Origin of the sequence: Parapedobacter indicus (assembly GCF_900113765.1) — a bacterium.
GTDB classification, from domain to species: domain Bacteria; phylum Bacteroidota; class Bacteroidia; order Sphingobacteriales; family Sphingobacteriaceae; genus Parapedobacter; species Parapedobacter indicus.
This window is the reverse complement of sequence record NZ_FOQO01000007.1, coordinates 51578-73794: the sequence shown is the minus strand read 5'-3', so window position 1 is coordinate 73794 and position 22217 is coordinate 51578. Positions and strand designations below refer to the sequence as shown.

The 22217-nt window shown below is 45.0% G+C and carries 18 protein-coding genes; 14 read left to right on the top strand and 4 right to left on the bottom strand.

The window, feature by feature from the left end; translation table 11 throughout:
- Positions 1–73: 73 nt before the first annotated feature.
- From BMZ56_RS14805 to BMZ56_RS14785, 5 genes are all read left to right on the top strand, one after another.
- Entirely contained in the window at positions 74–955 is an 882-nt protein-coding gene (locus BMZ56_RS14805) for a sensor histidine kinase (protein WP_090628038.1), read from the top strand.
- Positions 942–1655, top strand: a complete 714-nt coding sequence (locus BMZ56_RS14800; protein ID WP_090628037.1) for a response regulator transcription factor — start codon at positions 942–944, stop codon at positions 1653–1655. The genes BMZ56_RS14805 and BMZ56_RS14800 overlap by 14 nt, the downstream gene beginning before the upstream one ends.
- A complete protein-coding gene (locus tag BMZ56_RS14795) occupies positions 1655–2176 on the top strand; it encodes a tetratricopeptide repeat protein (RefSeq protein WP_245893247.1) in 522 nt (173 codons plus the stop codon). The genes BMZ56_RS14800 and BMZ56_RS14795 overlap by 1 nt, the downstream gene beginning before the upstream one ends.
- Positions 2173–3210 carry a uroporphyrinogen decarboxylase gene (gene hemE, locus BMZ56_RS14790; protein ID WP_090628034.1) on the top strand — a complete coding sequence of 346 codons (1038 nt, stop codon included), beginning with the start codon at positions 2173–2175 and terminating at the stop codon, positions 3208–3210. The genes BMZ56_RS14795 and hemE overlap by 4 nt, the downstream gene beginning before the upstream one ends.
- A gap of 83 nt (positions 3211–3293) precedes the next feature.
- Positions 3294–3827, top strand: coding sequence for a CopD family protein (locus BMZ56_RS14785; protein ID WP_090628435.1), 534 nt, complete (start codon positions 3294–3296; stop codon positions 3825–3827).
- Here the strand turns inward: BMZ56_RS14785 and BMZ56_RS14780 are convergent.
- Positions 3824–5254 carry an NAD-dependent succinate-semialdehyde dehydrogenase gene (locus tag BMZ56_RS14780; protein WP_090628033.1) on the bottom strand — a complete coding sequence of 477 codons (1431 nt, stop codon included), beginning with the start codon at positions 5252–5254 and terminating at the stop codon, positions 3824–3826. The genes BMZ56_RS14785 and BMZ56_RS14780 overlap by 4 nt on opposite strands.
- Before the next feature lie 150 nt (positions 5255–5404).
- Here BMZ56_RS14780 and BMZ56_RS14775 point away from each other — a divergent pair, with 150 nt between their 5' ends.
- Entirely contained in the window at positions 5405–6856 is a 1452-nt protein-coding gene (locus BMZ56_RS14775; RefSeq protein ID WP_090628031.1) for a flippase, read from the top strand.
- On the opposite strand, the gene BMZ56_RS14770 is transcribed toward BMZ56_RS14775, so the two are convergent.
- Positions 6853–8490: a gliding motility protein RemB gene (locus BMZ56_RS14770; RefSeq protein WP_090628030.1), complete on the bottom strand. Its 1638-nt coding sequence runs from the start codon at positions 8488–8490 to the stop codon at positions 6853–6855. The two genes, BMZ56_RS14775 and BMZ56_RS14770, sit on opposite strands and share 4 nt — an antisense overlap.
- A 216-nt stretch (positions 8491–8706) precedes the next feature.
- Between BMZ56_RS14770 and BMZ56_RS14765 the strand changes: the two genes are divergently transcribed.
- From BMZ56_RS14765 to BMZ56_RS14735, 7 genes are all read left to right on the top strand, one after another.
- Entirely contained in the window at positions 8707–9672 is a 966-nt protein-coding gene (locus tag BMZ56_RS14765) for a glycosyltransferase family protein (RefSeq protein WP_143072933.1), read from the top strand.
- Positions 9669–10679 (top strand): glycosyltransferase family 2 protein, encoded by a 1011-nt coding sequence (locus BMZ56_RS14760; RefSeq protein ID WP_090628027.1) that lies wholly within the window; start codon positions 9669–9671, stop codon positions 10677–10679. The genes BMZ56_RS14765 and BMZ56_RS14760 overlap by 4 nt, the downstream gene beginning before the upstream one ends.
- 149 nt (positions 10680–10828) lie before the next feature.
- Complete coding sequence (locus BMZ56_RS14755; RefSeq protein WP_143072932.1) at positions 10829–11959, top strand: hypothetical protein; 1131 nt, start codon at positions 10829–10831, stop codon at positions 11957–11959.
- Positions 11960–11971: 12 nt separating this feature from the next.
- On the top strand, positions 11972–13204 hold the full coding sequence (locus BMZ56_RS14750; RefSeq protein WP_256213835.1) for a glycosyltransferase family 4 protein: 1233 nt from the start codon (positions 11972–11974) through the stop codon (positions 13202–13204).
- A 2-nt stretch (positions 13205–13206) separates the two neighbouring features.
- Positions 13207–13998: a glycosyltransferase family 2 protein gene (locus BMZ56_RS14745; RefSeq protein ID WP_090628022.1), complete on the top strand. Its 792-nt coding sequence runs from the start codon at positions 13207–13209 to the stop codon at positions 13996–13998.
- Between the two features lie 4 nt (positions 13999–14002).
- Positions 14003–15142, top strand: coding sequence for an NAD-dependent epimerase/dehydratase family protein (locus BMZ56_RS14740; RefSeq protein ID WP_090628020.1), 1140 nt, complete (start codon positions 14003–14005; stop codon positions 15140–15142).
- Positions 15139–16041 (top strand): glycosyltransferase family 2 protein, encoded by a 903-nt coding sequence (locus tag BMZ56_RS14735; protein WP_090628019.1) that lies wholly within the window; start codon positions 15139–15141, stop codon positions 16039–16041. The genes BMZ56_RS14740 and BMZ56_RS14735 overlap by 4 nt, the downstream gene beginning before the upstream one ends.
- A 15-nt stretch (positions 16042–16056) precedes the next feature.
- Here the strand turns inward: BMZ56_RS14735 and BMZ56_RS14730 are convergent, their stop codons facing one another.
- On the bottom strand, positions 16057–17787 hold the full coding sequence (locus tag BMZ56_RS14730) for a capsule assembly Wzi family protein (RefSeq protein ID WP_245893244.1): 1731 nt from the start codon (positions 17785–17787) through the stop codon (positions 16057–16059).
- 40 nt (positions 17788–17827) lie between these two features.
- Positions 17828–19249 (bottom strand): capsule assembly Wzi family protein, encoded by a 1422-nt coding sequence (locus BMZ56_RS14725; protein WP_245893242.1) that lies wholly within the window; start codon positions 19247–19249, stop codon positions 17828–17830.
- Between the two features lie 457 nt (positions 19250–19706).
- Here BMZ56_RS14725 and BMZ56_RS14720 point away from each other — a divergent pair, with 457 nt between their 5' ends.
- Entirely contained in the window at positions 19707–22211 is a 2505-nt protein-coding gene (locus BMZ56_RS14720; RefSeq protein WP_090628016.1) for an SLBB domain-containing protein, read from the top strand.
- Positions 22212–22217 lie beyond the last annotated feature (6 nt).

Sequence of the window (22217 nt, the reverse complement as noted above, 5' to 3'; positions counted from 1 at the left end):
ATAATCTGTCCCTACATTTGTTTTTAATGGATGTAAATCGATATTTTTGTGGTTGCGTTTCAGGTATTTTGGTATGAGAAAGCCATTGGTGCTATTTTATTTTTTAGTTTTTTACGCTACCGCGCAATTAGTATGGTGGGGGGTATTGCTTATTGAAAGTCAGCCCGACCGGAAGGCTATGATTATCGGCGAAGGAATTTTTTTTATGCTCATATTTATGGTGGGTGCACTTAAATTGAAAAGGGCGTTTGTGCGCGAGCATAAAATCCAGCAACAGCAGCAAAACTTCCTGCTGGCAGTTACGCATGAACTGAAATCTCCGCTTGCCTCTATTAAATTGGCCATTCAAACTATCCTGAAACGGGATCTCAGCAAAGAACAACGTGATCAGTTTCTGTCCAACTCGTTAAAAGATATTGAACGCCTGGATGATTTGGTGGGTAATGTGCTGATTGCTACCAAACTCGAAAATTTACGTTATAATTTTCCCAAAGAGCAGATCGATCTTACGGAGCTGGTAAAAAACGTGGCAGGCAGGTTGCAAATACACTCATGTACCTCGCAGGTGATCAAAACCGAGCTTCAATCTGATATCCAGATTGAAGGTGATCGGTTTGCTATCACCAATGTAGTAACCAATTTAATTGAGAACGCTGTGAAATATTCGCCACCTTGTGCGCATGTGGTGGTGAAACTTGCGGCCGAAAATGGCAATGTGCTTTTCAGCGTTGCCGACCACGGTATCGGTATTGCCGACCACGAGAAGAAACTTATCTTTAATAAGTTTTATCGAGTGGGAAACGAAGACACCCGTAAAACCAAAGGTACCGGTTTGGGTTTATACATTGTAAAAACTGTGTTGGAGAGGCACCGTGCGCAGATTAGTATCAAGGACAACGTTCCCTCTGGAAGCATTTTTGAAGTAATATTTAATAGCCATTATGCAACAAACTAAGCACCGGATTTTACTAGTAGAGGATGAGGAACATTTGTTGGATGCCATCAAGCTCAATTTGGAGTTGGAAGGTTACCGGGTCTCCACCGCCACAGACGGTAAAAAAGCGTTGAAGATATTTAAGGAAGAACGGTTTAACCTGATTATTCTGGATGTTATGATTCCCGAAATTGATGGGTTCCAGGTAGCCGAGACGATACGCCTGCAAAATACGGAGGTGCCTATCATGTTCCTGACGGCTAAAAATAGCAGCGAAGATCGCATCACGGGACTTCGGAAAGGAGCGGATGATTACTTGGTAAAGCCGTTTAACTTGGAGGAGTTGATTCTTCGAGTAGGAATTCTGGTGCGCCGAGGGATGAAGGGGGAGGAGCTAAAAGAGTTAAATTCGTACACCATTGGTGACAAAACTATCTATTTTAATTCGTTTGAACTGCATCATGTCGACGGATCGGTGACCTCCCTGACTAAAAAGGAGACCATGCTATTGAAGTTATTGATTGAGCGGCGCAACGAGGCGGTTTCCCGTGAACAGATATTGGAAACGGTCTGGAATTACGATGTATATCCGTCTACCCGCACCATTGATAATTTTATCCTCACGTTCAGGAAATATTTTGAGCCGGATCAGAAGCATCCGGTCTATTTCCATTCCATTCGCGGCGTGGGCTATAAATTTACCGACAATCCGCAGAGCTGATGATGACCTCCAGGGTGCGTGCGTTGGTGTTGGTGATATCGTTCTTTTTCCTGGCATGGACCCTATACGCTCGCGTCTATCAGCTGGCAGCCATGGTGATGGGTTTTATGGGGTATCTTACGTGGAGCCATTACCGGGAAGGCACTGTGTTTATTGCCACCCAGGCTTTCCAAAAGCAGGATTTCGAAAAAGCCAAATATTTGCTAGCTGATATCAAAAAGCCTGAGGCATTGCGGAAGGGGAGACGTAATTATTATGAGTTTATGATGGGAAATCTAGCACTTAAGGCGGAAGATTATGAAGAGGCGGAGCGGCATTTCCAAATTGCTTCCCGCTTACCGTTCAGGAGGCCCAACGACAAAGCGATCATCTTGGTGAACCTCGCCAACATTAATCTCCGACGAAAAGATTACGAACGGGTACGCGCCTATGTAGATGTCGCGCGCAAACTAGAAGTAACTTCCAGGGTGGCACATATTATTGATAAAATTGAAAACGAGATACCTAAAAATCAATCGTGACTGAGAATTTAAAGAACAATTTACTGATCCGCGCGGCTTTCTCACAGCCAACCGAACGCCCCCCCGTATGGATGATGCGCCAGGCGGGTCGCTTTATGAAAGAATACTGGGATATAAAAAACAGGTATTCGTTTTTGGAAATGTGTAAAACCCCTGAAATCGCTGCAGACGTAACGATGCTGCCTGTTGATTTACTAGGTGTGGATGCAGCCATCTTATTTTCTGATATTTTGGTAACAGGAGAGGCCATGGGTGGGCAGCTGAGCTTTGAACAAGGCGTAGGGCCCCGGTTTGCCAATCCTATCCGCAGTTATGCCGATGCGGAAGCGTTGCGGACCAATGTCTTAGACAAGCTGCAGTATGTCGGAGATGCCATCAGGGTTATCCAGCAACGTTTGCAGGGAATGATTCCGCTGATTGGTTTTGCCGGAGCTCCCTTCACGGTTCTTAGCTATCTTGTTGAAGGTGGATCGTCAAAAGACTTCAAACGTACGAAACTACTGCTTCATAATGAACCGGAACTGGCCCACATAATTCTACAGAAAATTGCGGACGTAACGGTTGACTATTTGAATATGCAGATAGCGGCGGGAATAGATGCCTTGCAATTGTTTGACAGCTGGGCATTGGCTCTTTCCTGGGATGACTATGAGATTTTTTCACATCGTTATAATGCCTACATTTTTTCGAAGCTCCAACGTAATGGTGTGCCAGTGATTTCTTTCTGTAAGGGGAGCTCGGTGTTTGCACCGCTTATGGCAACCGCTGGCCCGGACGTGATTTCGGTCGACTGGAATGCGGACCTACGACAGGTAAAAGATAACTTGCCGGGCGGGATAGCCGTGCAAGGTAACCTGGATCCGTTTGTGTTGTATGCCGACAAAAAAGTGATCAAAGAGAAAATTCTACATTTATTCGAACGGATGCGCGGACAGGACGGTTTTATCTTTAACCTTGGACATGGAATCATGCCTGATATTCCGTTTGATAACGTGAAATATGCAATCGAAGTAGTAAGGGAGTTTAGTTATTAGATTTGCGTATAGTGTACTGCGTAGGAGACACTCACCATTCATAATACGCAATACTCGATATGCTATACTCAGTATTCAATCCGATGTTGTACCTCTACATCAAGGCTGTTCATATCATTTTCGTCATCACTTGGATGGCCGGCTTATTTTATATGGTGAGATTATTCATTTATCATACTGAAGCCAAGCAAAAGCCGGAAGAAGAATACGCTGTTTTGCATCGACAATTTGTGATAATGGAAAGCAAATTGTGGTGGATTATCACAACGCCTTCTATGTACTTGGCCGTGTTGGCTGGCCTGAGCCTGCTTTACATAGTACCGGGTCTATTGGAAACAGGATGGATGCATGTGAAACTCGTTTTTGTCCTTGGATTGGTTACCTATCACTTTGTCTGCCAACGGATCATGCTTAGGCTTCGGGACGAAACGAGCCGTTGGACCTCCATTCGGCTTAGGTTGTGGAATGAATTGGCTACGGTCCTACTTTTTGCAATTGTTTTCGCGGTCGTGCTTAAGAGTGCAATCAATTGGATATATGGCGTACTAGGGTTGTTGCTGCTATCCGTTATGTTGATGCTTGCGGTTAGATGGTACAAGAAAATCAGAGAGCGTTAATCACCAAAACAAAGGTATTTTAATTCCATATACTCATCAAGACCGTGTTTGGAACCTTCCCGCCCGATTCCGGATTGTTTAATACCTCCGAACGGAGCTACCGCATTGGATAGCAAACCCGTATTGATACCGACCATCCCTGCTTCCAATTGTTCAGAAACCCGCCAACATCGATGGATATCGGTGCTGTAAAAATAGGCAGCCAAACCAAATTCGGTATCGTTTGCCATTGCAATGCCTTCGTCTTCGGTTTTGAACCGAAACAACGCGCAGACAGGACCGAACGTCTCTTCCTGGGCGATCAACGCCGAAGGAGAGACGTCTGTTAGAACCGTTGGCTGATAGAAGCGGTCTTTTTTGATTTTACCCCCGGTGAGTAGAGTTGCTCCTTTATTAGTCGCATCTTTTACATGGGCCATTACCTTTTCCAATCCCTCGTTGTTAATGATCGGACCTACCTCCACTCCTTCTTCAAGGCCATTTCCCACCTTGAGTTTCTTTACGGCTGCGGTCAGTTTCTCAGCAAAGCTATCAAATACGGCATCCTGTACATAAAACCGGTTAATGGATACGCATGTTTGTCCAGAGTTGCGAAATTTACCTGCGATGGCTCCTTTTACGGCTGCATCCAAATCAGCATCATCGAATACAAGAAATGGAGCGTTCCCACCCAGCTCGAGTGACACTTTTTTGATGGTGCCTGCCGCATGGGCCATAAGTGATCGGCCTACTTCCGTGGAACCGGTAAACGATATCTTACGTATCAACTCATTCGTGGCAAATTCCTCACCCATGCCTTTACTGTCCTTTCCCGTGATCACGTTAAAGACACCGGCGGGAAATCCGGCTTCATGGGCCAGTTTTGCGACAGCAAGCGCTGTAAGGGGAGTCTGTGAGGCCGGCCTTAAGATCACTGTGCAGCCGCTGGCTAACGCGGGTGCTACTTTACGGGTAATCATGGCAAGGGGGAAATTCCAGGGAGTAATGGCGGCAACCACACCGATGGGTTGCCGGATGGTGACGAGCCGTTGCCCTTTTTTTGGGGCCGGGATCGTTTCACCATATGCCCGTTTAGCTTCCTCCGCAAACCATTCTATGAAAGAGGCACCATAATCCACTTCGGTGAGACTTTCTGCCAAAGGTTTTCCGCTCTCCTGGGTCATGATACGTGCAATTTCCTGTTTATGTACCATGATGAGGTCGTACCACTTCCGCACAATATAACTCCGAGCGGCAGTGGGGGTATCCCGCCAAGCTGGCCACGCGGTATACGCGTGTTGAATGGCCTTCCGGCAATCCGATACACCGAAATCCGGTGCGGAAGCGATGGCCTCGCCTGTCGCGGGATTAAGTACGTCAAAGGTTTTCCGGCCTTTTAGAAATTTGCCGTTAACGTAAGCGAGGGCGGGAATTGGGATTGTTGTCATATGATATAAACAGTGGGAAAAAGCAATAGTTTGGATTACTTATCTGTATGACCTATAATTATAAACGCAATTTTTGCAAATATTGTATTTTTGGCACAGTTCCTACAACGATATTATAAAAGGACTCAGTCGAAGCAAATAATTCAATGCATGGGTAGCATCCAGCGAAATGTTGTATATAACGTAACCTTGTCACTGAGTCAGGTGTTGTTTCCGTTATTGGTTTTTCCTTACGTCTCCCGGGTGCTGGGGCCAGAACAAATAGGCGAAATTGCTTTTGTTGACAGTATCACTCAGTGGTGCGTACTTGTCGCGGCTTTGGGGATATCGGTGTACGGAGTGCGGGAAATCGCTAAAGTTAAGAATGATTTCGAGAGGCGATCTGTTGTATTTAGCGAATTGCTGATACTTCATCTGATTGCAACCGTATCGGTATCTGTTTTTTTTATTTTATCATTCAACACCGTCAGTAGCATGGCACCGTTCCGTCATCTTTTTTGGATAGGCACAGGTATTCTGTTTTTGCAATCGTTGGTGATGGAATGGCTTTTTCAAGGGTTAGGGGCATTTTCTTACATCACGATACGTACAGTTGCTGTAAGGATATTAAGTACATTAGCTATATTTTTAGCAGTACGCGGACCGGAGGATAGTACAATCTATTATTCATTAACATTTTTTGGAATGCTTATGAATGTGCTCCTGAATGGTTGGTATGCCCGGAAATTCGTTCGATTCAGAGGTAAGGGATTGCACTTTGGAAAACACTTTAAGCCGTTGTTTTATATATTTTCATTTGCCATTGTTACCAGTGTATATACTTTGTTGGACACGGTCATCCTGGGATTCATTGCGGACAAAGCCGAAGTGGGTTATTACAGTACGGCCATGCGGGTGGTGAAGTTGGTAACGACGCTGCTCGTTGCGATTTCCACGGTAATGGTCGCTTCACTTTCCTTCGCTTTTCACAATGGGCAGCGGGAGGATGCTTTTTCCTTGCTGCGTAAGTCATTTGCTCTTACGGTGTTTATGGGTGTGCCCCTTTCGATCGGTTTGGGAATTATCGCACCGAATGTTATTTTTATTTTTGCGGGTAGTGAATATGGGCCTGCGGCACCTGCCTTGCAGCTTTTGGCTCCGACGTTGTTATTGATTGGATTGAACAACATCTTTGGGATGCAGGTCTTAAACACGACAAACAATGAGAGATTGTTTCTCCGGGCAGCGCTGGTCGGCATGGTCATCAGTTTAAGTGCCAATTTCCTGCTTATTCCTTTATTCCGTGCCACAGGTGCGGCTGTGGCAAATCTGTTGGCCGAGGTTTCGGTTTGTTTATTGCTGGCGTTTTTCGCATTGCGGAGATTTCCATTCCGCCCGGATTGGAAGGGAATGTTTCAGGCAGTCGGTGCTGCTTTGCCAATGTTTGGTTGGGAGTTGTTACTGAAACATATGGCGATGCCCATATGGGTCGAAACGTCGGTGATGTTTGGGTTAGCTGGAATCAGTTATTTTTTTATCCAGTATTTTATATGGAGAAACCCGCTCGTCAGCGAATTGAAACAATTGGTACTACCCAAGCTGGGAATAGGGAAGAAAAATTAAAAATCATGATATTGATTTCTGAATGACGACCGTAAGCCGATACTGAACAGGGACGTGTTGTTGGTAGAACCGATGTCCGAGGCCCGGCGGTTGGTTGCGGCAAGTTCGATCCGTAAATTGTATTTGGGATTGAGGAGGTATGCCGCCTTAAATCCAAGGTATACCAAATGCGTATTTACTCCCTGTCCGATGGTGTTCCCGAATTCGGACGGGTATTGCGTATAGTATTTAAAAATATCACCGCCGTAATTTGTATTTGCGTCTGGATCTGCTCCATACATAGCCCAAACTCCCTGCGCCTGAAAATCGAAACTCAGGAAGCTGTAGTTTAAGAGCGCTATCCCTTCTCTGAAATTGGCTCCCAAAGGATGAGCCAACGGTTGGCTGTAATTGGTGTATGCAGTGATGGGCGTGAAATGTTGGTAAGTATAGGGCCTCACGGTATTGAATTCACCGAGGTAATTGAGTTTTTTGATGCCGAATAAATCGTGGCCCCGTGCGCCTAATTGAATGCCGAATTTGTTGTGGAGATAGCCGTTCCCGGCGAAAAGCTGACTGATGGTAAGTTCTCCCAATAAAAACTGGCCGTATACCACCATGTTATCCAGTATTTTATACTTGGTGTTAATCCCAAGGTGCATTTTATCGGGAGACGAGGTATTGGTCAATTCGACTGACCGCAAAAAAATCAAAGGGCTGATATAGTTAAAATCGAATCCACGTCTTCCAGCCGAATTTTTTGGAGCCCAAATCACAGATTGAAAGAAGCCCGCTGAAAAGCGGTTGGTAATATTCCAATCCAGGTACTGAAAAGCGCCCCATTTGAATCGGTTGGCCCCGGTGCCATTGTTGGGCACTTCGCTTAGGCTAACTGTATTTTCAAAAGTTGTTGCAAAAGGGTCGCGCATATAAGACAACAAGCTAACATATTGAACATTCCCTAGGGTGCCTGTCAACTTAAGTGAAAGATAATTGGCGGAAACGTCGGAAAGCAATAAAGAACGGTATCCATCTCCGATGAAGTTTTTGTCATAGGCCAGGGAAATGTTGAGGTAGTGGATTGGAGTAAATGACAGGTTGGCTGTGGCATTTGACCAGCGGCGTTGGGAACCGTTGTTACGAACGGTGCCGGCTTCTCCGGGGACAACTCCGTGTTGCTCAACGTAATCGTTTATATAATCCGCAAATTGAGCCTGATTGTGGAAATAGTTGGCTTGGAAGGCCCATTTTTCGCCAATTTTTCCACCAATTTGAATACCCTTTGAAAATATCCAGATGGATTTGTCTTCTCGTGTGGAGCGACCCATCTGGAAATCGGGCAATAGATCTGCGTAAAATGTGTTTTTACCATAATCCAGCTCAATGAGGTGTTCCTGCCAAAGTTTGCGTCCTCCCCAGCTGGTTCGATGGTCGCCGTGGAGGTTCACGATGTTGTTGAAATCGGTTGCTAGTGTCGAATCCATGATCATCGGTTTGAATGCAGTATGCAAACGTGTATCGGGACTGTATAAAACCGGACTTAGTTTTTGGTAAAAGGCATGAGAATAGGGTTGGTATAGCGACTGGCCGATCGTGGGTTGGATGCAAACTAACAACACGATGTTTGACACGATGACTATTAGCTGTTTTCTCATGCGCACAAAACTATGAATATTTTCCGTTTGGGTTAGAAATATCCGATTTTGGTTTTTTCTTTTATCGGCCGATGAGAGCTCGATATAAATAATGATTGCGATGTGTGTCAATATTATTTACATCTCGGTTTCTTATTGTATTTTTGTCGTACCGGTATGGGGACAATCTATTTACTTTATTACGACTTTAAACATACCTCGGGGAACCATGCCGGTATGGCTTACTTATCCCAAGAGTTAAAAGCGGCCATACCGGACGTCCGGTTAGTACGTCATATACGTCAGGGATATACCGGGGGGCGGTACGTCGGATGGATTTATGCCGTCTTCATCGCCCTTTATTTATATATAGTGCTGCGTCCGGGAGATAAAGTATGTCTCATGGAATATATGTCGGGACATTTCGCACGCCAGGATGTCATTGTGTCGCTGCTCCGTAAATGGAAAAGGCGGAATTTTGTTCTCGGGATCATCCACTTGCCACTTTCTTTTTTACAGACCCTTTATGGTTCGGTGGAAGTCATTTCAAAGAAGATTGCTCTGACGGACCATATACTGGTGTTCGGTAATCAATTGAAGCGCGATATCCACCAGCTTACGCCTGTGCCTATAACATTCGCTCATCATTATGCCGAACGTGCCTATTATCGGCCAACCCCGAATCCTTATGTTATCGGCCAACGCCATTTGCATGTCTTATGCATAGGAGGTATCAAAAGGAACTGGAGATTGCTTTCTGAAATTGTGGAGCGGTGCAGAAACATTGAATTTCACCTGTGCGTGGGGGATACGATGCCCGGTTTGGCAGCAGCTTACCCCCACGTACACGTGTACAAACGTTTAGATGAAGCGGATCTATTGACGCTGATGCAGCGATGCGATGTCAATCTATCCGTGTTGGAAGATACCGTCGGTAGCAATGCAATAACTTCTTCCATGGCGGTCGGATTGGTTCAGGTGGTTTCCCGGATAGGCTCCATTGATGATTATTGTACGACGCGGGATAGTTTTCTTTGTAATGGCTTAAATGACTATGTATGTGCTTTGCAAAGGTTATCGGAAGAGTCGGGCGTGCTGGAAACGATGAGGCAAGCAACATTGGAGGCAGCGTCGCGTTTTGATAAAGAGAAATTTATTCACACATTCAGGGATTTAATAGGCATCCCGAGCGAAAAGAAATGATGGACCGCCCGTTGGTTTCGGTAATTATCCCTTGTTACAATGCGGAACGGTATGTGGAACAGTCTATCCGTTCCATCATGCAACAGACGTACACCGCACTTGAAATTATTGCAATTGACGACGGCTCTGTAGATGGTACTGTTCTCATTTTACAGCGTTTAGCTGCAGAGGATCAGCGGATCCGGTTGGTTATACATGACGAGAATAAGCGACTTGTTTTTACATTAAACGAAGGCTTGGCATTGGCTCGGGGGCGATACATCGCCCGGATGGATGCCGATGACATTGCTATGCCCAACCGCATCGCGGTGCAGGTTGATGTCTTGGAGTGCAATTCGCAAATCGTCGTTGTGGGTAGTTTCATGCGGGTCATACAAGCAGAACAGTTGCGTGGAAAATGGATTGCACCCATTGATGACCTAAGAATCCGGTCTTATTTGTTCATCGCGTCGCCTTTTTTCCACCCCACTATCATGTTCCGTAATGGCTTACCCGATCTGTATTATCGGGAGGACGCTTACCGGGCAGAGGATTACGACTTTTGGGTTCGATTATTGGAACATGGCAAGGGATATAATATTCCCAGGGTTTTGCTGCACTATCGGCTATTGGCTACTAGTGAAACAAAATTAGGGGAGCAGGATGCCGCTCGGCGTTTTATTATATTCTCGGATATACACACTCGTATACTTTCTGGGTACGGAATTAGTTTGCCTCATCATTGGCAACGTTTATATACTGCATCGACGGTTAAGGATTGGATTCCTTTCATTACGTCTTCCTCCATATCAGAACTACTTCGTGTATACGAATATATCGAACAGGAAATAAAAAAAGTAAACCCACCTGTTGCGGGCATAATAAAAGGTTATCTGGGGTTAAGGCTCCTGGCATATTTGCGGTATGGGCGGTTTACTAAACGCTTTGAAGGTTATTTTGAAGTTTTAAAATCTTCGTACTTTTATCGAGGCGCAATTACATTGATTTTGCGACGGGTGAAACTGTAGGTGCTATGTTTTGGTTTCGGTGTTTTCTGGCTTTTTGTATTCTGTTTAATTTTCGGATACCGATTGTCTACAATTCGAACGTTTTGGCGATCTTTTGTTCCATTGTCTATTACCTTTTGTTTCCCGAGCTTTTCGTTACGTTATTTTATTTGATAAAGCAACGAATAGTAGGCTACATTTTCCTTGGCCTTACTGTCGTCATCCTACTGTCTTGCTTACCCGGTCTCATTCACGGGACTTCAGATTTCTACATTGTAAGGGGATTCATTCTGCAATTTTCTCTTTTTTTAGGCGGTATAATTGCCTATCCCATATGGATGGAAGGTGCAGGGGAGCGTCAGTTTTTAAGAATATTGGATATTATTATTTGTTGCTTTGGTGCACAATCTGTTATTGAAATAGCGGGGTTCATTGCACCTCCCATTGCGAACGTTATACATTTGTTCCAGAAAGAAGAGGTTGCAGAAATTGGCGTCGGTTTTCGTGCCTTAGCGCTGTCTGGAAACCCATTTTTTGACTTGGCCGCAGGTTTCGGATTGTGTTATCTCCTATTTTTTTATCGGTTGATTACCGAGTATGCCGGTAAGATATCCATTTCGCAGATAGCTTTGTTTACACTGTTGGTCATCGGAACCTTTTTTGCAGGTCGGACGGGGTTTGTTGGTTTACTGATTGCAGTGATTTATTATTTTATTGTGATGGGACAGCCACTGTATCGCAAGTTTTTGCAGTTTCTTACTATATTTCTTTTAATTGGGCTTGGCGGACTGTCGATTTACTGGGTACTTCCTTTCGAAATCCAGTCACTAGTTACCGGTACTTTACTTCCCTTTGCGTTTGAATTTCTCTATAGTTATTTTGACGAAGGAACACTAACCACCGTTTCTACCGACATGTTAAGTGAAATGTATTTTACGATCGATTGGCAAACGTTTATTTTCGGTGACGGCAAGTACATAAACCCCGATGGCTCTTATTATCTATATACGGATGCCGGTTACATGCGTAATATATTATTCTATGGCATATTTGGAACGATGGTCTTATTTGCCTATCATTTGCTGTTTTTTAATCGCCCAATCCGGATTAGTCTTTCAGAACTGATCGCTCGTGGTAAAATCGGTTCGTATAATGATCTTTTATTTTGGTTGCTTTTATTGATATATACCTTAGTTTTACATTATAAAGGGGAGGTAGTAGGTTTCCTGATGATTACCCAAGTGATGTTATTTTGGTTATCTTTGGCCTATTGCAAGGTTTTCTTAAAACGCACGGTTTAAGGATTGATCAAGGTGTTACATATCGGTGAAAGAGGTTCGCTGGGGGGCGCGGAATCGGTCTTCCGTAACACAATATTGGCTTTGCGAACCCATGCCAATCATATGGAACATTTCGTAGCGTGCAGGGTTACCTCCGGACTGCCTTTCGAGCCAGATGTGATCTTTATGAAGGGAGACAATTCCCTTTCTCAACTATATTCAATACGCAACTTTCTGTCGTTAAAGCGTGGACTAAACAAGCTGCGTCCAGATATTGTCCATCTGCATCACTATGGAAATCTTTCGCCCAGTATCTTTCATGCGATTGCCTTTTATAAGTGCAGGTACCCAGCGACAAAGGTGCTGTTTTCAGTACATACGTTTGAATATGTCTGTTCGCATTCAGCGGCATATGATTACAAAAAAGATCGGCGGTGCATGGATTGTGCGCAAAACCGGTATAAATGGCGGATTTTTACGCGAGGGTGTAGTCGATTGGGTTGGAAGCACTCCTTCGGCAAGGGGATCACATCACTTTTGACTGCTTTCTTGAGTAGGAAAGGACTGATTGATCAATGGATTACTCCTTCCCGTTTTCTTAAATCGGCCATGTCATTGCGCTGGGATGTGGATCCCACGAAAGTATCTGTCGTATACAATCCGGTTGCTGATATACATTCAATGCCCCTGCCGATGCGTCGGAAGGATCAGATGGTGTTTTTCGGACGGTTATCGGAAGAGAAAAATATCCCGATGCTTGTTCGCGCATTTTCTCAGTATCGGATGCGCGGAGGTACGTGCCGGTTGGTTATTGCAGGTGAAGGCCCCATGCGAGACGCACTTGGCAATTTGGTCAAGCAGCTTAATTTGCAAGACAGTATAGAAATCACAGGCTTTCTGGAAACTCCTGCGTTGCAGGAGTTATTGCAGCAGTCAAAATTTGCAATCCTGTCATCCAAATGTTATGAAAGTGCATCTATGGTCGTTTTAGAATCTGTAATCTGTGGCGTAATGCCCCTTGTTTCAGCACACGGCGGAATGAAAGAAATGGTAGAATGGCTAAATTGCGGCCTGCAATTTGCCAGTGAGGATGAGTCGGATCTCGTATCCAAAATGGAGATGGCAGTTGCTCAGTATGATGAATGGAAACTTGGGTTGGTAGCGATGATTGACAAACTTAAATCGTATGTATTGTTTGAGCCGTATGCGAAAAGGCTGCTTGCGTTATATGAAGCTTATTCAAAGACGCCCGTTTTAAAAGCGTAAGTATGGATTTGGTAACTATAGTCACACCTGCATACAATGCTGCGGCGTATTTACCCGCAACAATAGAATCCATTCTGTCACAGACGTACCCGTACTGGGAGCTACTTATCATTGACGACTGTTCAACAGATGACACCGTGAAAGTTGCCTCCACATTTTTGGGAGATAAACGAATACGGCTGTTGTGTCAATCCATGAATCAAGGTGCGATATCGGCACGAAATCGCGGGATTTCGGAAGCAAGAGGACAATATGTTGCGTTTTTGGATAGCGACGATTTATGGAGGCCGTCCAAGTTAGCCGTGCAAATCGATGCGATGAAACAGCACCGCGCAGCCTTATCATTCACTTCTTACCGCGTGTTCGGTTCATCCGAAATGGTACATGGTGTACATATTGTACCCGAAAGGGTAAATTACCGGGACTTGCTGAGAACGTGTTCGATCGGCTGCTCCACGGTGGTGTATGACGTTAACCAGATCGGTAAACAATATTTCGATGCAGAGGCCCCCCCGGCCCGAGAAGACTATGCGTTATGGCTAAAGATCAGCCGATCCTTTCCGAAAGCGAAGTTTTATGGTATTCAAGAGGTATTAATGGACTATCGGAAGCATGAACAGGGTAATTCTCGGAATAAATTGGAAATGGCGAGGAGACAGTGGTATATCTACCGCAATGTGGAGCATATTCGCATATTCCCTTCCCTGTATTATTTTGTGAATTATATGTGGTATGGGATGCGAAAACATTACTTTTTGCCAAAATTGAAAGAAGTCAACAACGATAGATTGTAATTTAATGAATATATTAATTTCGGGAGGTGCGGGTTTTATAGGAAGCAGTCTGGCGTTACGCTTAGTGGAATTGGGGCATCGGGTAACGGTGCTTGACAACTTATTGAGCCAAGTACATGGGCGGGAAGCGGCGCAGCATTCTTATTTGTACCAACGGATTCAGAAGAAGGTCTCTTTTGTTTACGGCGACGTCACAAAGCGCGAAGATTGGGAGAAATGCTTAGCGGGACAACAAGTGGTGGTACATCTCGCGGCGGAGACAGGTACAGGCCAGTCTATGTACAAAATCGCCCACTATACATCCGTCAATATGTTGGGTACTGCACAGTTACTGGATATTCTGACAAACAAAAGAGACCATTCGGTAACGAAAGTTCTGATAGCTTCATCGCGGGCCGTGTATGGCGAGGGGAAATATAAAACAGAAGCCGGAGAAATTATATATCCCAATTCGAGGAAAAAGGAAGATCTGGATTGTGGGCGTTTTGAAATTGCGGGCGAAGTGCCGAATCAAAAATTGAAGGTAGTCGCCACGGACGAGCTCTCGAAGTTACATCCAACGTCAGTTTACGGTCTTACCAAACTTTACCAAGAGCAATTGCTGACCACCGTATGCCCAACCATTGGGATAACTCCGGTGGTGATGCGCTTTCAAAATGTGTATGGCCCTGGTCAGTCGCTTCAGAATCCCTATACGGGCATTTTGTCTATTTTTTCATCGCTTATCCGCCAAGGTCGGCCGATCAATGTTTTCGAGGACGGATTGGAAAGCCGCGACTTTGTATATATAGATGACGTGGTGGAAGCCACAATCCGTGGTATATTACATAATGACGAAAACGGAGGCGTGTTTAACGTGGGGGTTGGCGTGCCGACAACCGTATTGGAGGTGGCAAAAACGTTGATGCAACACTACGGGAAGGAGGTAAAGTTAAATATATCTGGTAACTACCGCCTGGGAGACATCCGTCATAATTTCGCGGACATATCTCATATACAGTCTGTACTGGGATATAAACCCAAAGTGATGTTTTCTGAAGGAATAGGCCGATTTGCAGCGTGGGTAAAGGAGCAAAATGTGATGGTAAGTGATTATGACGGTAGTCTTGCGGAAATGGCAGACCGAGGACTGTTAAAGCAATGAACGATCAGCCACAGGTTGGATTAGTAACCGTGCTTTATCAAAGTGATGAAGTGCTACCCGATTTTTTTCAGAGTTTAGCAATTCAATCGTTCCAAGACTATCATGTATATATTATTGATAATTCGGCTAATCCCCTTACCCAGAAGCTGATTGGCGATTTACATGATCGCTATCCGACGGTTAATTATACGTATGTAGCCAATTCGGGCAATAGGGGAGTTGCTGAAGGTAACAATCACGGCATCCGATTGGCTGTAAATGCTGGGTGTTCGCATACGTTATTGCTAAATAACGATATCGTTTTCCATCAAGAAAATCTGCTACACGATATTTATCGGCGGGCCCTTGCGAGCGGAGATAAACTGATCGTTCCCAAAATTCTTTTTTACGGTACAGGCAAAGTGTGGATGGCTGGAGGCAGATTGGACCGATGGCGCGGATCTACAGCGCATGTTGGCGGATTGCAGGATGATGGTCTTGAATACAGTGTGGCAGGATATTTCAATTATGCGCCTACCTGTTTTATGTTGATTGACAATGCGCTTTTTAGCGAGATAGGAATGATGGATCCAGTTTATTTCGTTTATTTTGACGATACGGATTTTGTCTACCGCGCCACAAAAAGGGGGTATAAGGTATACCTGATGCCCGAGTTGGTCGTTTGGCATAAAGAGAGCGCATCAACAGGAGGTGTTGACTCGCCTTTCTTTGCTTACTATTTCAACCGTAATCGGCTACTTTTTATCCGGAAAAATTTTCGTGGGTTTTATAAATTACTGGCATTAGGAGTTACGTTCCTAGCGAACCTACGTAAATTCTTCTTATACAGAAAGCAAAATCGAAAAATACTATTAAAAGCCATCAAAGATGGTTTCAGCATTCGATTGAGCAGCCGCTAATCAGCCTGGTGTTGATCAAAACCGATACATAGCGCCTATTGAAAGCTGGAACGGGTTTTTGTCCACGGGCGTAAAACTCCACCAATATTTGTCGGGGTCTTGAGCTTGATCTGGATGAGGAATCAACTCATACTGATAGTTATATGAATGTGCGTAGTGCACTTTCGCATTGAAAACAAAGTGTTTATAATCCCATTCAGTCAATGCGGAAAACCCGAGGTCTACCCAATTTCCACGGATGTCCTGACTGGCACTGTAGTAAAAATCGTTAAGATGTACTAATCGTTCGACCTGTATACCTATCTGCTTGAGACCCCGTAGCCAGCTCACATAAACCGTTTGCACGTTGCTTCCTGGCCCGATTCCGGCTCCTAAAAGCTGACCACGATGGGTATAACCGTGTCGTACCACCGGATGGATATACCACGAATTGCCGTCCCGAACCTGTAATGTGCGAGATTTTTCGGTTTGTGTTGCTTCTAAACCAATTTGCACATACTCTTCTCGGGCTCTATTGAACGGTACGAGTTTCCGAAACCCTACCGTATAAGCGCGTGAATTCTCTATTTCTACCATAAAATCCCGATTATCCCAGGGGAGATCATTACGGCCGTATTCAACATATATTTCGGCATTGCCCTTTGGCATCACCCATCGCCCGAAAAAAGATATGTAAGCGTCTCTCTTCCTTAATTGTTCGTCTGTTCCTGTTTTTTCTGGATTTTCTTTATTGTAATGCGATGTATATCCGATGAACGGTAATGAAAGATAGTCGGCAATGCCACTGCCTTGGTCACTTCGGTTGACGACGAAGCTCTGGGCAAAGCCCATAGACAGTCCGTGCAACCATTTGGGTTGCCAAACCATGGTAAGTCCTGATATATAACGCCAGGTGTCAGGCTTCGGTATGTAATATTCATCATAATGATTAGCAATACCTTGCTTGGTCGGCGTGAATCCCGAACCTTTTAGTTTTCCTACGATAAACTGACCTTCAAAGGATCCGATATTTGTATGGATGGGATGTGTGGTATTAAGAGTTGCATGCAAAAAGCCGGGCGCGGTATTGCTCATAAGCAGTGAATTTCGGATGCCAGGGCCCCACCAGATATTTTCGGTTGACAGACCGGCAGATAGTGCACCGTAGTTAAAACGGATACTGCTTTGACCGGGAAACAGTTTAGTATATGGACCGTCTCCAAAATGTTCAGGCATGTCTATATTGTTATAATAGGCGTACCAAACATCCCATGACGGTTTGGTTTTACCGTCGAAGCCAACGTAGTATTGGTTTTGCGCATAGACAAATTCTGGGCGTAATTGAATGCTGAAGAATTTATATTCCGCATAGACACCGGCGCTAAATTGGGTTTGATAACCCACGTTTGGAATCATTGACCCATCGTTCCAGCCATACGGAAACCCCGACGTTATCTGATGCTGCCAATTGATGGGAAGGAGTTCCAAGTACAAGCCGTTATCCCTATTAGGATGACGGTCGTTGACTGAAAATATGCGATCACCATCATAGCTATTGGACTTTAATAAGGCCTTGGTATTAAGTGGTCTGACAGAAAAGGAAATAGATGAGTCTAATTTTCCCAATAACTGATCACGGCGGTAACGATCTTCCAATCCAGGTGTACCTACCGGCAAGCTTTGCGCAAATACAATATGTATTCCCGCGACAATCAGGAAGTAAATCAGTGATGTTAAGTGAGGAATTGCCTGTTTGGTCATCTTCATGCGTTATTATTTAAAAATGTAGGGTGCATGACTATTCACATTAAAAGCGATACATCGCGCTGACATTCATAAAGAAGTTGTGCCGATCCTGGGGTCTGAACCCCCAGAAATAATTGGGATTGATTGCGTTCTCCTCGAGTTCATATTGGTAGTTAAGGGCACGGGTGAGTTGCATCCGTCCACCAAAGACAAAATTCTGATAATCCCATTCAGCAAAGAAAATACCCGAAAGATTTACCCAATTACGACGCATATCACCCATTTTCAGTACATAAAGGAAGTCGTTGTTGTTGACTTCCCGCTCAAATTGAAAACCCAGCTGCTTCAGGCCTCTGAACCAACTTACCTGTAGTAACTGTAGGTTGCCACCCAGATTAATACCCGCGCCCAAAAGCTGACCCATGTGTGTATAACCATGCCTGACCCCGCTATGCCGGTACCACGAGCCCGCCGGACGACCGATGCCCGGTTTACCATCTTCCATTTGTGTTACCTCAACGCCAATGTTTATCCATTCGTCGGGCTGCGGAAGCTCCACCAGCTTTCTAAAACCGATGATGTAAGCCCGTGAATGCTCCAGCTGCACAAAGAAGTCGCGTGAATCCCAGGAGTGATCATTCCGTCCGTATTCCACATAGGCCTCTGCATGTGCCTGGGGGATGACCCACCGGGCAAATATGGAAACCAACTGGTCTCTTGCGCGTTTATTGTCCGGGTTATCCAAATATTCCGCTTTAGCGGCTGACCCTGAACTAAATACCGCCAGCCAATCCGCTAATCCCGAGCGCATGCCACTTCGATACATGGTGAAAGCACGGGTTGCGCCCAGCGACAGTCCGGGTGTCCACTTAGGTTGATAAGTAAGGACAGCTGCAGATAAGTATCGCCAATCACCTAATTTGGTGCGGTAAAACGCATCGTGAAAAGCTTGCTTGGTAATGTTGTAACTTGGCAGGTAACCCGAAGCTTCCAACCTTCCGCCGATAATCTGACCCTCAAAGTCGCCGATATAAGTCCGGATAGGGCGTGTGGTATTAAGTGTGAGATGTGCAAATCCGGGTGCATTGTTGCTCATCATCAATGAGTTGTAGATCCCCGGTCCCCACCACAGATTTTCTGTGGACAGTCCGATGGAGAGGGGATGGAAATTCAGGCGAATGCTGCTTTGCCCCGGCAAAATTTTTGTGTATTGCCCCGTACCGAAGCGCTCGGGAAGATCAATCGAGTTGCCACGAAGCCGATACCATTCCCGCCAATGATTGCGGCTTTCGCTGTTGAACCCTTGAAAATCGCTATTAGCTGCCCAAACAAATTCGGGTTTTAACTGAACGCTGAGAAATTTATAGGATGCAGTAATTCCTGCGCTGAAATACGTCTGAGGTCCAACAGTAGGAACAATCGGGCCATCGTTGCGTCCCGTAGGGAACGTACTGTTATACTGTAACCCAACCGTCGCCGGCATCCACTGAAAGGATACATCTTCCAGTAAAAATCCCGTATCTGTCGGGGCATAAATATTATTTCTTTTTAAGGCTTGAGCCGTTAACGGTCTAATTGTGAACGATATATTGGAATCGACACTACCCAACAATTGTGCTTTTCTATACCAATCTTCTATTGCCAGTGTTCCTACAGGTAACGTTTGTCCATAGGACGGTAGACCAATTAAAACTAAAGCTGAGAATGAGAGAGCAGATCTTATATAGTTATTCATCGTATACCGACAAAAATAGATTAATTTTTCTAACTGACCTGTATAGAAAATGTTTTCATGTTTGAGCTGTTTGGGGGGCATAATTTGCAATTTTCAATTTATTCTTACGACAAAACAAAAAGAAGTAGTTTCTTTGTGTTAAATCTTATAAGTTGCTATCTTGCTAATTTGGCAATTTGAAGGATTATAATGTAATGCTTTATAAATGAAATTGAGACGTTACCACCATCTTGGCAGTATATTATTGTTGTTTTTCTCCGTCATTTGTAATAGTTATCAAGTTTTGGGCCAAACTATCGGCGCCGATAACCTTTCACAGGTGCGCGTAGACGATTTATCGGACGAACAGATTTTAGCATATTTACGGCAGGCAGAGTCCATGGGACTGTCGGAAGAAGAATTAACCCAGGCTGCGCTGCAGCGTGGAATGCCGGCTTCCGAAATTGAAAAATTGCGTACGAGGATATCGACGCTGAAAGCCTCGTCAAACACCCGGCCACAAATAGTCAGCCCGGTACAAAATCGTCCCGAGCGCCAGATGATAGATACCGTAATTGCTGAACCCGCAGCTCCTGATACGTCCGTTGGCGATACGTTGCCAATTTTCGGGGCCTCGCTGTTTCACGGTGCTCCTCAATTGTTTGAACCTAATCTTCGCTTAGCTACCCCGATTGACTACGTGCTTGGTCCTGGCGATCAGGTTTTGATTGACATCTATGGCAAATCTGAAGAAAACCATTCGTTGAATATTACACCTGAAGGAACTATAAATATTCCCTACGTTGGTGTAGTACCCGTGGCGGGCATGACTATTGAACAGGCAACTGCGCGTATTACGAGCGAAATGACTACCATATACAGTGCGATTCGGACAGGGGGCACTAAAGTGACCATTGCATTGGGCAATATCCGAAGCATTAAAGTAATTCTAACGGGGGAGATAATTAAACCGGGCACCTATACACTGCCCTCAGTAGCCACAGTGTTTAATGCACTCTATTATTCCGGAGGACCGTCTGAAAACGGTTCGTTTCGAAATGTCCGTCTGATTAGGGGAGGCAAGGAAATTGCTAAGCTGGATATTTATGATTTCCTGATTTCAGGCGATTTTAGCGAAAACGTCCGTTTAGAGGACCAGGATGTGCTTATGATTCCGCCCTACGAGCGTAAAGTAGAGATTCGAGGTGAAGTAAAGCGCCCCGCGATATTTGAGCTAAGGCAGGGAGAGACCTTTCAAGATTTATTGGCCTATGCCGGTGGGTTTACTGAGAATGCCTATACTGCTCGAATCAAAGTTACTAAGCGAACTGCAACCGAACAGCGGATTGAGGATTTGCTGGGTAGCCAGTATGCGCATTACCTACCACAAGCCGGAGATGCCTATGAGGTGGATCGTATTTTAAGCCGCTTTGAAAATCGTGTTCGTATAACTGGAGCGGTATTTCGTCCCGGAGATTATGAATTGAGTGCGGGACTGACTGTATCTATGTTAATCAAAAAGGCGGAGGGACTGAAAGAGGACGCTTTTTTAAACCGGGGAAATATTCTTCGCTTAAAGGAGGATTCACAGCACGAACAATTGTCTTTTAATGTGGCTGGTATCATTGCAGGAACCGAACCGGATATCGAACTAAAACGCGAAGACGTGGTTACCATATCTTCCATCTTCGACCTACGTGAAGCTTATACGGTAAACATTGATGGTGAGGTTAGATCGCCTGGTAGATTTCCTTATGCCGAGGGGATTACGTTACAAGACCTGATTATGCAGGCTGGAGGCTTCCGGGAGAGCGCCTCCGGCAGTCGGATTGAGATATCAAGGCGGGTAACGAATGCAGACATTCTGTCGCAATCTGCTCACATCGCCGAGGTTTTTCAAGTGAATGCCGACAAAGGGCTGAGCAAAAAGGATCAGGATTTTGTGTTGATGCCTTTTGATCAGGTGGTAGTCCGCACTTCGACCGGTTATGAGACGCAGAAAACGGTGCGCATTGTCGGTGAAGTATTGTATCCGGGTTTATACACAATCAACCGTAAGGATGAGCGCATTTCAGATCTCATTAATCGCGCAGGCGGGCTCACACCTTTTGCGTATGTGGATGGTGCGTCGTTGAAGCGCGGTGGACTGACCGGTAAAGGAGCTGCGGTAGATGAAACAGGTACGGAAGCGGCTGAAAGAGAGCGAAAAAAGCAGGCAGAATACAGTCGTTTACTGGCGCTGCAGCAACTACAGAGTGATGCCTCGGTTTTTAACGAACTGGATATTGACAAGAATATTGACAATGACCTCGTCGGCATCAACCTAGAATATATTTTAAAAAAGCCGGGCTATCGTGGTGATCTTATTTTAGAGGATGGTGATGTTATCCATGTACCCAAAGAATTGCAAACGGTAAAGGTTTCCGGTGAGGTGTTGGCGCCGTCCACAGCGGTATATTCGCCCTCGAAAGGCTTCAGGCAGTATATTTCCCAAGCAGGGGGATTTTCTTCACGTGCTTTGCGTGAAAGTGTGTATGTGCTGTACGCAAACGGGTCAGTGAAAAGTACAAACCGCTTTTTATTTTTTAATAATTATCCCCCCATTAAACCGGGAGCTGAGATCTTTGTGCCTCAAAAAGAAGTAAAGCCCTCAATTGGCGTACAGCAATGGCTGGGATTTGGAACCGGTATTGCATCGCTGGCTGCAATTATAGTGACGATATTCCGTTAATCAATT

Bases quoted from the DNA above. Each gene is read 5' to 3' on its own strand.
- BMZ56_RS14800 (WP_090628037.1), top strand. From the start codon at position 942: ATGCAACAAACTAAGCACCGGATTTTACTAGTAGAGGATGAGGAACAT.
- BMZ56_RS14735 (WP_090628019.1), top strand. From the start codon at position 15,139: ATGAACGATCAGCCACAGGTTGGATTAGTAACCGTGCTTTATCAAAGT.
- BMZ56_RS14795 (WP_245893247.1), top strand. From the start codon at position 1,655: ATGATGACCTCCAGGGTGCGTGCGTTGGTGTTGGTGATATCGTTCTTT.
- BMZ56_RS14740 (WP_090628020.1), top strand. From the start codon at position 14,003: ATGAATATATTAATTTCGGGAGGTGCGGGTTTTATAGGAAGCAGTCTG.
- BMZ56_RS14720 (WP_090628016.1), top strand. From the start codon at position 19,707: ATGAAATTGAGACGTTACCACCATCTTGGCAGTATATTATTGTTGTTT.
- BMZ56_RS14770 (WP_090628030.1), bottom strand. From the start codon at position 8,490: ATGAGAAAACAGCTAATAGTCATCGTGTCAAACATCGTGTTGTTAGTT.
- BMZ56_RS14805 (WP_090628038.1), top strand. From the start codon at position 74: ATGAGAAAGCCATTGGTGCTATTTTATTTTTTAGTTTTTTACGCTACC.
- BMZ56_RS14745 (WP_090628022.1), top strand. From the start codon at position 13,207: ATGGATTTGGTAACTATAGTCACACCTGCATACAATGCTGCGGCGTAT.
- BMZ56_RS14760 (WP_090628027.1), top strand. From the start codon at position 9,669: ATGATGGACCGCCCGTTGGTTTCGGTAATTATCCCTTGTTACAATGCG.
- BMZ56_RS14765 (WP_143072933.1), top strand. From the start codon at position 8,707: ATGGCTTACTTATCCCAAGAGTTAAAAGCGGCCATACCGGACGTCCGG.
- BMZ56_RS14725 (WP_245893242.1), bottom strand. From the start codon at position 19,249: ATGCCGGCGACGGTTGGGTTACAGTATAACAGTACGTTCCCTACGGGA.
- BMZ56_RS14775 (WP_090628031.1), top strand. From the start codon at position 5,405: ATGGGTAGCATCCAGCGAAATGTTGTATATAACGTAACCTTGTCACTG.
- BMZ56_RS14780 (WP_090628033.1), bottom strand. From the start codon at position 5,254: ATGACAACAATCCCAATTCCCGCCCTCGCTTACGTTAACGGCAAATTT.
- BMZ56_RS14785 (WP_090628435.1), top strand. From the start codon at position 3,294: ATGTTGTACCTCTACATCAAGGCTGTTCATATCATTTTCGTCATCACT.
- BMZ56_RS14730 (WP_245893244.1), bottom strand. From the start codon at position 17,787: ATGAAGATGACCAAACAGGCAATTCCTCACTTAACATCACTGATTTAC.